This window comes from Magnetococcales bacterium (assembly GCA_015228935.1).
GTDB lineage: Bacteria > Pseudomonadota > Magnetococcia > Magnetococcales > DC0425bin3 > HA3dbin3.
Map to the genome: position 1 here is coordinate 1 of JADGCO010000130.1, position 9,997 is coordinate 9,997.

Annotated in this window: 9 protein-coding genes and 1 other RNA gene; 2 read left to right on the forward strand and 8 right to left on the reverse strand. The window is 56.6% G+C overall.

Translation table 11 applies throughout. The features are described 5' to 3' along the window. The 8 genes from HQL65_18795 to ffs all read right to left on the reverse strand — a co-directional run. A partial coding sequence (locus HQL65_18795; GenBank protein ID MBF0138286.1) for a formylglycine-generating enzyme family protein occupies nucleotides 1–589 on the reverse strand: 589 nt, incomplete at its 3' end. A gap of 237 nt (nucleotides 590–826) precedes the next feature. Further along, complete coding sequence (locus HQL65_18800) at nucleotides 827–1,636, reverse strand: hypothetical protein (GenBank protein MBF0138287.1); 810 nt, start codon at nucleotides 1,634–1,636, stop codon at nucleotides 827–829. Between the two features lie 103 nt (nucleotides 1,637–1,739). After that, entirely contained in the window at nucleotides 1,740–3,371 is a 1,632-nt protein-coding gene (locus HQL65_18805) for a thiamine pyrophosphate-binding protein (GenBank protein ID MBF0138288.1), read from the reverse strand. Between the two features lie 48 nt (nucleotides 3,372–3,419). Beyond that, entirely contained in the window at nucleotides 3,420–5,453 is a 2,034-nt protein-coding gene (locus tag HQL65_18810) for a 2-oxoacid:acceptor oxidoreductase family protein (protein MBF0138289.1), read from the reverse strand. A gap of 188 nt (nucleotides 5,454–5,641) precedes the next feature. Then, nucleotides 5,642–6,256, reverse strand: coding sequence for a recombination protein RecR (gene recR, locus HQL65_18815; protein MBF0138290.1), 615 nt, complete (start codon nucleotides 6,254–6,256; stop codon nucleotides 5,642–5,644). A gap of 21 nt (nucleotides 6,257–6,277) precedes the next feature. Beyond that, on the reverse strand, nucleotides 6,278–6,595 hold the full coding sequence (locus HQL65_18820; protein ID MBF0138291.1) for a YbaB/EbfC family nucleoid-associated protein: 318 nt from the start codon (nucleotides 6,593–6,595) through the stop codon (nucleotides 6,278–6,280). 39 nt (nucleotides 6,596–6,634) lie between these two features. Further along, a complete protein-coding gene (gene dnaX, locus HQL65_18825; GenBank protein MBF0138292.1) occupies nucleotides 6,635–8,665 on the reverse strand; it encodes a DNA polymerase III subunit gamma/tau in 2,031 nt (676 codons plus the stop codon). A gap of 92 nt (nucleotides 8,666–8,757) precedes the next feature. Beyond that, an RNA gene (ffs, locus tag HQL65_18830) (signal recognition particle sRNA small type) lies at nucleotides 8,758–8,855 on the reverse strand. Nucleotides 8,856–9,077: 222 nt separating this feature from the next. Between ffs and HQL65_18835 the strand changes: the two genes are divergently transcribed. Continuing rightward, on the forward strand, nucleotides 9,078–9,503 hold the full coding sequence (locus tag HQL65_18835; protein ID MBF0138293.1) for a nucleotidyltransferase substrate binding protein: 426 nt from the start codon (nucleotides 9,078–9,080) through the stop codon (nucleotides 9,501–9,503). Further along, complete coding sequence (locus HQL65_18840) at nucleotides 9,500–9,835, forward strand: nucleotidyltransferase domain-containing protein (protein MBF0138294.1); 336 nt, start codon at nucleotides 9,500–9,502, stop codon at nucleotides 9,833–9,835. Before HQL65_18835 ends, HQL65_18840 begins: the two co-directional genes overlap by 4 nt. The last annotated feature ends 162 nt before the right edge of the window (nucleotides 9,836–9,997 follow it).

A 9,997-nucleotide genomic window follows, 5' to 3' on the forward strand; every position in this document is an offset into this window, starting at 1 on the left:
TGTTGTTTGCATACCAAGCCACTTGTTGTGCATCGATGTTACCGCTGAATTCCGTGTCCTTGCCGCCGGAACGACAGGCATACTCCCATTCCGCCTCAGTCGGCAGGCGATAATGCCCAACACCTTTGGCATTCAGCTTGCGGATAAACTCATGGACATCGTTCCAGGAAATATTTTCCACCGGACACCCTTTGCCACAAAGTGAAAAATAAGCCGGATTTGATCCCATCACAGCCTGCCACTGACCTTGCGTGATCTCGTGCCTGGCAATCTCGAACGTATCCAGACATACCTCATGGATCGGCTTTTCTTCGTTATGTCTGTCCTGTTCCTCGCTTCCCATCTGAAAACATCCACCGGGTACCCGCACAAATTCCATGCCAATCGATGCCTCGGAGGCCCCAGACGTTACTTGTGGTGTCGCATGGGAACCTTCATCTCGGATCTGTCGTGCTTCTTGTGCCTTGATGTCTGCCTTCTCTTGGACCTGTTCTCGTTCTGCCCCCCTGCGCCCCTCTTCCGCCATGAGTTTCACCCAAGGTATCATCACCAACACCAGCATCCATCCCACCGACTTGTTCTTTATCATGATTCGCCCCCCAGATCGGGTTGAAACTCATCGGGCCATCATCACGGATCTGTCACACACTTTTGAAAAAAGCCTTGGATGCCATATAGTTCCGGACCCTGACCAGATCAAAACCTCCATGGCCCCCCTATTCCAGATCAACATGATTTTGAGTCTGAATCTTAACGTATCTCAAGACACAACCCCTTGGCAACAAAAAAGTGGCCATCAAGGAATCCTGAATGGATATTCCGTCTATCAGATTTCGATTGATTTCATGATCACCTTCAAATCCCGCAGCAGGGCATTGGCCATGGCCAGACGCTCCGCCTTCACCTGGGGGCCACAATAACGGGAGCGCAGGGCATTGACCTGGAGATTTTCCAATTCCGGATTGAACACCGGACCCAACTGCGTATTTTGGTAGGATTCGACCAGATGGATGAGTTGCCAAGTCAGTTGAGCCAGGTCGAGGGGACGATAACTCTCCACAAATTCCGAGAGAAACAGCAGTTTTTCAATCTGACCGGTTGCATCCTTTTGCAACATGTCCAAAAATCCCAGCAACAGGGCCACACGCTCCTCTCCCTGCCAGACCGGTTGCCGCACACAGCAGAGGGCGCACGCATGTTGCGAGGCCGGAAAGAGGTCACGTATCCGTTCGGCAACGACAGGTTGAATAGGGCGGTCCACATGCAACAGACGCACATAACGTTCAATAATGATTTCAGGAACCACAAGCAAAGTGGTCTCTCCGGAAAATTCGATGGGACAACCCAATTTTTCCTGAGTCAACATGTCAACGATGCTGGTCAGGGTCGCACCATCCAGGCCTGCCAGCGGCAACACGGCCTCAAAAGGTTCCCGATCCTGGCGATCCGGCGTAAAAATACCGGCCAGCAACAACTCCACATCCACGGGCTCCAAACGGTCGATCCGGTTGGCAACCAGCCCATCCAGGGGTTGATCCACCCGCATCCGGTCCCGGATTCGTGTTGCAGCCCGATCTTCCAGGTGGCGCGTCCGGGTCAGAGCGCGTCGCATTTCGGCCAATACCTCTTGATTCATGGCAAAGTTCCTCGCTTCTGTTCCTGATTGACCCTGCACTCCGGACCGGCCAAAAAAAACGCCCCTCCCTCGGCGAGGGAAGGGCGTTTTGAGTCGCTGACAATCAGCCTGCGGAATACTCGCCCTGGGCATCGACGTTTTCGATACCGGCCAGTTCCTGGAGTCGGCGCCAGTTGGCCAACCGATCTTCCATTGACCGCAACAGGACCTCGCTGGGCTTGCCATCCTTGTCGAAATGCTTCACAAACCGGCCTTCGGTCTTGGCGAAGGAGAGGAAGTCAACCCGTTCCTCGACGCCATCCTTGCCCTTTTTGTGATGCCAGTCGCGTTTCAGGGAGGGATTGCCCTGGAGTGACAGGCGGGAAGCGATGGTTGGCCCGGCATCCGGATTGTACACGTAGACCGGGAAAGCCCGAGATTCCACCGCCATGACCGCCTGCTGACAGGAGACATCATCGGCAACCTGATGCTCGGGCTGACAGGTGGTGTAGACGTTGATCACCGCCGGACCATCGAAACGCAAGGCCTGCTCCACGGCCCGGTAGAAATGGGTGATCATGGGGCCGACCGTCTGCACCACAAAGACCCGCGGATGCATCATGGCAATCAGGCCGATCTCCTTGCGTCGTTCCTGTTTGCCCATGACAGTCTTGCCATGAACAGACATTTTGGCATCCTGACCAATGAAGGTCGCTGTGGAGGCCTGGCCACCGGTGTTGGAGTAGACCTGTGTATCCAGGATGAGAACCTTGATGTTCATGCCGGAGGTCAACATGCGCGACAGGGATTGGAAGCCGATATCGAGCATGGCTCCGTCACCCCCGAAGGCCCACAGGACATGGTCCTGTTTGCCCAGTTGGTCCCAATGGGCGCGGATACCCATGGCCACCACGCAGTTGTTTTCGAACAGGGAGTTGACCCAGGGTACCCGGAATGGATTGAACGGGTAGGTGGAACCGTACACCGTATTGCAGCCGGTGGATGCCACGATGCCATATTTATGGCCGACCACTTCGTTGGTGATGGCCAGCAGTTGCCGAATGACCGAGGCTTCACCGCAACCCATGCAGGATCCGGCACCCCCCACATACTGGTTGGCGTCCTCGTTGAGCATGATATCGACGCGGAGTTTCGGATTGATGTACTCGGCGGGGGTATTCGGGCTGCTCTTGTAGAAGTCCCAGATGGAGAAATAATCCGGGAGATTGTCTTTGGTCTTTTTGATCATTTTGAGGGCACGGTGATCACCGCAGGCGGTGACGCACTCGCCGCACCCTTTGCACTTGGTCGGATCGACGAAAATACCGAACCAGGCACCGCCCGGGGCATCGGGTTCTTTTTCTTTTTTCTTTTCGTAGGTTTTCCAAAACTTGGTCGTCTGGACGACCTGTTTCCGGATGAGGTCTTTGGTGCGACCGTCACAAAACTTGTTGACTTCCGTATCCAGGTTGGCCGGGGTGATGACCCGACCCCAGATGGCCGAATCGGGGCAGTTCTGGACACACTCCATGCAGGCCACGCAATTTTCCGACATGTATTCCGGGAGATCCGGGGCAATGTAGGAAAAATCACGATAGGATCCCGTGCCGGCTGGAACAATCGAGCGGGCCACGAAAGGATCGGCTGGCTGACCCGATCCCCGTCCGGAATTGTAGGCCTCGATAATCTCCCGTGCCCGATTGGCGTCATACCATTTGGGGGTGGGATGCGAATAAATCTTGGCGCGCTGACTCATGCAAAATCCCTCCAATCGTGGGCGGACTTCATACCGCCGCGCCGATGCTTAGATGAAGAAGGCGTTAACGTCCTTACCCTTGGCATCCCAGTCCAACTTGCCCTGGGCCAACACTTCGGGTGGCGTGGCGTCCATGATGGCCCGGGTCACTTCCATAACCCTTGAGTATCCCTGTCTGGCGGCATTGAGGTTATCCTCGACCACCTGCCCACCCCGCTTGCCGAAGTATTTTTCCAGGGGCTTGCGCACCTGATCAAACATGACCTGCTCGGAGAGGTTGGCATTTTCCCGGAACGGGGTGACCCGCAGAAACACCCCCAACAAGACCACACCCTGGAAGCGTTGGATCAGGGAGGAGTCGGACTTGCAGGCTTCCCGGGCGATGGCGATGGTATCCACTCCGTAGAATCGGATGCCATTTTCCCGGATCACATATTTGGCATAGGACGGGATGGAGTTCCACAACCCTTCCGGGGTGGTTTCGTCGGTATGTTGGAAGACGATACCTTTGTTCTGGAGACCCACCAGGGGGTTACCCATGTGCCAAGTCGTGGGGTCCATGAGGGGAACGAAATCGACCTGTTGCAATTCGCAGTGGGTCAATATTTTCCCGGACGGTGTCACGGTCAGATAGGTATTGGTTGGCAGACCTTTCTTTTCTGAACCGTATTTGGGTGCGGCCTGGACCTTGAAGCCGAAGGTGTCACCCAGAATGGTGGCGATAATCTTGTTCGTGGTTACCGACCCGTAGCCACCGACGGAGTGTCCCCGGACCGAGAAGGAGCCGACGGGGCGTACATCGGGTTCGGTTTCCGTGGCCAGGCTGGACGGGTGGTCGATACCCAGGGTGAAGAAGCGCTTGCCCTGGTCGCCGGCGAGCATGTTTTTCACGACGGCGAGGATGTGTCCCGGGGTCACGTCGCGGGAGCCGAGACCGGCGGAACCCGTAAACACATACGGAATCCGATCCATCTTGGTAAAGCCCGGAATGCCCATGACGGCTTTGGCCAGGGAGGCTTCGATATCGGTGGTCAGGGGGTTGTCCACCATGGTTGGAATATCGCACCGTTCCAGCACGGCGATGGCTTTACAGTTGCGCAACACTTTGGCGATCTGCTCGGCGGGGAAAGGCCGATAGCAGGTGACGATCACGGCACCGAGCTTGATGCCCAGATTTTTGCGGACCATATCGATGGCCGAGCTGGCTGTTTCAGCCAGGGTACCCATGGCGATGATGGCATATTCAGCATCATCCATTTGTACGGGTTCGATCAGGCCATAGCGGCGACCGGTCAGTTTGTAGTACTCATCCATGGCGTGTTCGATGACGCCGGGGAGTTTATCGTAGAAAAACCGCTGGGCGATGCGACCCTGCATGTAGGCATCCTGGTTTTGCACCACGCCAATCTGCATCGGGTTGGCAGAATCGAACACGGGCCGGATACGATCCCGGGGATTGCCGAGGTAATCGCGGACCAGTTCATCTTCGGGATAATTCAAATTTTCGATGGTGTGGGTACCCAGGAAGCCATCCTGGATGTTCATCATGGGGGTCAGACCATCTTCGGAGGCGCGGCGGGCGATCAGGCAGAGATCGGCCACGGCCTGGATGCTGTGGGCGAACAGCATCCCCCAGGCCACGTCGGCGACACCCATCACGTCATCATGCCCGGCATGGACGTTCAGGGATTGCACGGTCAGGGCGCGGGCACCGACGTTCAGCACATGAGGCAACCGCTTGCCGGCAATGGTGTACAGGACCTCCTTCATCAGGATCAAACCCTGTCCGGAGGTAAAATTGGTCACCCGTCCTCCCGCCAGGGCGAATCCTTCGCAGGCGGAAGCTGAGGAGTGTTCGGATTCCAGTTCCATCCAGGCCAGTGGGGTTCCCCAGACATTCTTGAATCCATTTGCCACGGCCACCTGATACAACTGGCCCATGATGGTCGATGAGGTGATGGGATAAGCTGCTGCACCATCCGTGGCCCGGGTTTCAACATAGGCGACAGCATCCGAACCGTCCCCCGTCCCCGGGATGCCGGGATAGGGAAAAAGCTGCTGCTCGGGTTTGAGAGTGGCCATCCAGACTGCTCCTTGGGTTGGTTTGGTTCCATAATCCCCGGCGTCACGTTCTTCTCCCTGTTCGGGAAGAGGGGAGCCGGGTTTTTCGTATTGACGGACTCCTGCCATGTAACAGAAGGGTAAATATTGACGTGTCCAGTATGGTTATAGCAATCCTTTTTCGTTCAGGCAATGCATCTCACGCCGGCTCAAAATTTTCGGCGTCCGGCCAAAGCCTGGTAGAGGGTCGATTCATCCAGGTATTCCAGCTCACCTCCCATGGGCAGTCCGTAGGCCAGGCGCGTGACTTTCCCGACCAGGGGTTCGGCCATCTGGGCGACATAATGGGCCGTGGCCTCTCCTTCGACAGTGGGATTGGTGGCAATGATCAACTCGGCGATCCGGCCCTGGTGCAGACGGGCGGTCAAGGCGGCAAAATGAAGCTGTTCCGGTCCAACCCCATCCAGAGGGGAGAGCCGCCCCCCCAAAACATGATAGACGCCGCGAAACAAGCCGGCCTTTTCCATGGCCAGCAGGTCCGATGCCTCTTCCAGGACGCAGAGCATGGTTTGATCGCGTTGCCGGTCGGCGCAGATCCAGCATAAATCCGCTTCCGCCAGATTGTGGCATACCGTGCAGGGACGCACTTTTTCCCGCAATCCTTCCAGGGCTTGGATCAACAGGTTGATTTCGCTCTGTTCCCGGCGCAGCAGGTGTTGCACCATGCGCTGGGCCGACTTGCGTCCCACTCCCGGAAAGCGGGAAAAAAGGGCCACGGCCTTGGTGACGGAAGGCAACCCCGGGGTAATTTCGCTGCTGAACATGTTGATTTCAGTACACCAACGTCAGGGCAGTTTCAGGCCGGGAATGTTCATGCCCCCGGTTACCTGGGACAATTGTTGCTGGGTGATTTCCAGCAAGCGCCGCTGGGCATCGTTGAAGGCTGCCGCCACCAGGTCTTCCAGCATTTCGACCTCTTCGGGCTGCAGCAGTTTTGGATCGATGCGAACCTTTTGCAACTCCTGTTTGCCATTCATGGTCACCACCACCAAGCCACCACCGGATTGGCCCGTCACCGTGGTCTGGGCCAACTCCTCCTGCATTTTGACCATCCGTTCCTGCATCTGTTGTGCCTGTTTCAGCATATTGCCCAGATTTTTCACAGTCGCCTCGCTTTCGACTTTTGCCGTCAGAATTGATATTCACGCCTCACCTGCCAGGGGTTCCACGGCCACAATTTCAGCCTGAAACACCTCCATCAGATGCCGGATGACCGGGTGTTCCCGGATTTCGTCAGTCAGGGTTTGCTTATGCTCCTGTGTCTGTCGTTCCTGGCTTTCCTGCCAGCTCTCTGGACGGGATGCCAAGGATGCCTCTTCCACGATCAGTCGGGTACCGCCAAACCCTTGTTGCAACAAAAATTCCGCCAACATTTGCTGGAGACGAACTGCGGGTCCAAAACAGTCATGGGTCAGGCGCAAATGGATTGTTTCCGGTATGCCGCCGGTCCCGGCACAAAACTTCAGACAGGCCACCTGCCCGCCCAATCGTCGAGCCAGAGAGGGGGAGTTCCGGGTTGTCAGTGTCAGGAAATCCTCCCAGGAGGCAAGGGTTCGCATGCTGCCGGTCCGATTTTTCTCCGGGTGGATCGTAGCTGCCGACGCTTGCAGCATCCCCCCATCCTTGTGCAAAACCGTTGCGGCTTCACCAGACACCTTGATATCTGCGTTGGCAATCGCTTCCTGTACCCTCCCATCCTCGTGCAATACCGTTGCGGCTTCACCAGACACCTTGATGTCCACGTTGGCAATCCGACTGGAATTCCTCTCCCCTCCCCCGGACAGGCCCCGGTCGTCGCCAGCAAATCGACTGGAATTTCCCTCCCCTTCCCCGGGCATGTTCAATCTGGCCCTGGCCGACTGACCGGAATTATCCTCTCCTTCAGCAGGCCTTTTCGTGCCCGCTCCGACAGACTGACCGGGATTCCCCTCCCCTCCCCCGGGCATGTTCAATCTGGCCCTGGCCGGCTGACCGGAATTTTCCACCCCTTCAGCAGGCCTTTTCGTGTCCGCTCCGACAGACCGACCGGGATTCCCCTCCCCTCCCCCGGACATTTTCAGGATCAACTGACGCAAATCGGGTGCCTGGCGCAGGTAGGTGACCCGCAACAGGAGCATTTCCAGGGCCTGATAGGGGGATGCAGCGACCTGGAGATCCCCGCGCCCGCGCAACAGAACCTGATAGAGCATCTGCAAGTGTTCCAGGGGAAAATTGTCCAGAAAAGGAGGCGCGGGTTCCAGATCCAACGCCGGTGGTTCCGACCTGCTTTCCTGTCGCAGAACCCGTGACCGCACCCCCAGATGCAGCAATTCGAGCAGGTCATTGACGAGAATGTCCGGTTCCAGTCCCCCGACAAAAAATGCCTGGATGGCCTGCAACACTTTGTCTCCGGAACCTTCGGTCACGGCGGCCAAAAGGTCGATCACGGCATCCCGGTCGGTCAGGCCGAGCAGATGGCGCACATTTTCAAACAGGACGGCACCATTGCCGTGGGCGATGGCCTGATCCAGAATGGAGAGGGCATCCCGTACCGAGCCATCCGCAGCCCGCACCACGGCTGCCAATCCCGCTTCATCCCAGGTTACTTTTTCCGTGGCCAGAATATGGGCCAGATGGTCTTGCATCACCGGGCGCGGGACCCGTTTCAGGTCATAACGCTGGCAGCGGCTCAGGATGGTGGCCGGCAGACGGCGGGATTCGGTCGTGGCAAAGATGAATTTGACGTGGGCCGGGGGTTCTTCCAACGTCTTCAGGAGGGCATTGAAGGATTGGGTGGTCAGCATGTGGACTTCGTCCAGAATGTAGACCTTGAACCGTGCGGATGCCGGGGTATAGCGAACCATTTCCAAGACTTCCCGCATTTGATCGACCTTGGTGCGGGAGGCGGCGTCGATTTCCAGGACATCCGGATGGCTGCCGGTGCGGATTTCCAGGCAGGAGTCGCAGGTGCCGCAGGGGGTTGCCGTCGGTCCGGTCTCGCAGTTGAGACACATGGCCAGGACGCGGGCCAGGGTGGTTTTGCCCACCCCGCGTATGCCCGTGAACAGGAACGCATGCGCCAACCGTCCACTCCCCAGGGCATTGATCAGGGAGCGGGTGACATGTTCCTGTCCGATCAGGGTGGCAAAACCCTGGGGGCGCCATTTTCGCGCCAGTACCAGATATGCAGACATCTGTTCGGCTTCGAATCCGACCGGTCTGAACCGTCAAAAGGGGGGCAATGAATGGGGCAACAGCCCAAAAAACTTCAACGATGAAGGGCGGCTCCGATCAGGATGGTTGCGGCACCCGAAGGATCCCGTTACCGCTGCTACCTTCCGGTCCTGGCGGGGTTCACAGGTCTTCGCTGCGCAGTTCCTGACCATCAACGCCGCCCACACTCCCACGCATGAAATCAATTAAACAACGTGACAGAGAAAACGCGGCTCCCTCTCCCTCTCTGAATGACATACCAGCATGCCTTTCGTCAAATTTTTTTATCCGGCGGTCCCGCCCTGGTCCGGTCAAATTTGACTTTTTGCCCATGACAGAGCATGCTTTCGGTCGCGGGGTGGTTCACCAATTTGCACGTATCAGGATCCGGCCATGCAGGATGTTCGCTGGCAGCAACGATTCCAAAACTATCTCAGAGCCTTGCAAACGCTGGACGAAGCGGCGGAACTGGCCCGGGTACGGGCATTGACGCGGCTTGAACAGCAGGGATTGATTCAAGGTTTTGAGTTCACTCACGAACTGGCCTGGAATCTCCTGAAAGATTATTTGGAGGCAAAAGGGTTCACGGATTTGATCGGTTCGAAGGACGCAACGCGCACCGCGTTTAAAAACGGTTTGATCGAAGCGGGCGAAGTGTGGATGGAGATGATCCGGGCACGCAATCTGACTTCACACTCCTACAGCTCCGATATTGCCCAGGCCGTCGTTGATGATGTCCTGTTGAAGTTTTATCCGGCTTTTGTGGCCCTGGCCAAAGATTTTACCACCCGGCATGACCAACACGATATTGACTCATGAAACATGGACTCAGCGTTGCCACGGTCGAAAAAATCCAGGGCGTCCTGGCACGTTTCCCGGAAATCGATCAAGCTATTCTCTATGGTTCACGCGCCAAGGGCCATTTCAAACCGGGGTCGGACATTGATTTGACCCTGCTTGGGGCAAACCTGACGCTCAAACTTTGTTCAATAATTGCCGAAACCCTGGATGACCTGCTCCTGCCCTACACGATTGATCTCTCGGTTTTTGCCCAACTGAATCACCCTGAATTGCAGGAACACATCGAGCGCGTGGGCCTGGTGTTTTATGAGCGGGTCGTGCGGGAAACATACCCAATAAATGGTGATTGAAATACGCCTTTGCTGAAACCAACATATATCAGATCGAAAACGGCATGTTCGAGGTTCGGCTGGAACAAGACGCCGTCTGGCTTTCGCAGGAGCAGATGGGGCAATCGTTTGGTCGTGAACGGTCGGTGATTACCAGACATCTGCGCGACGTTTTTCTCGCAG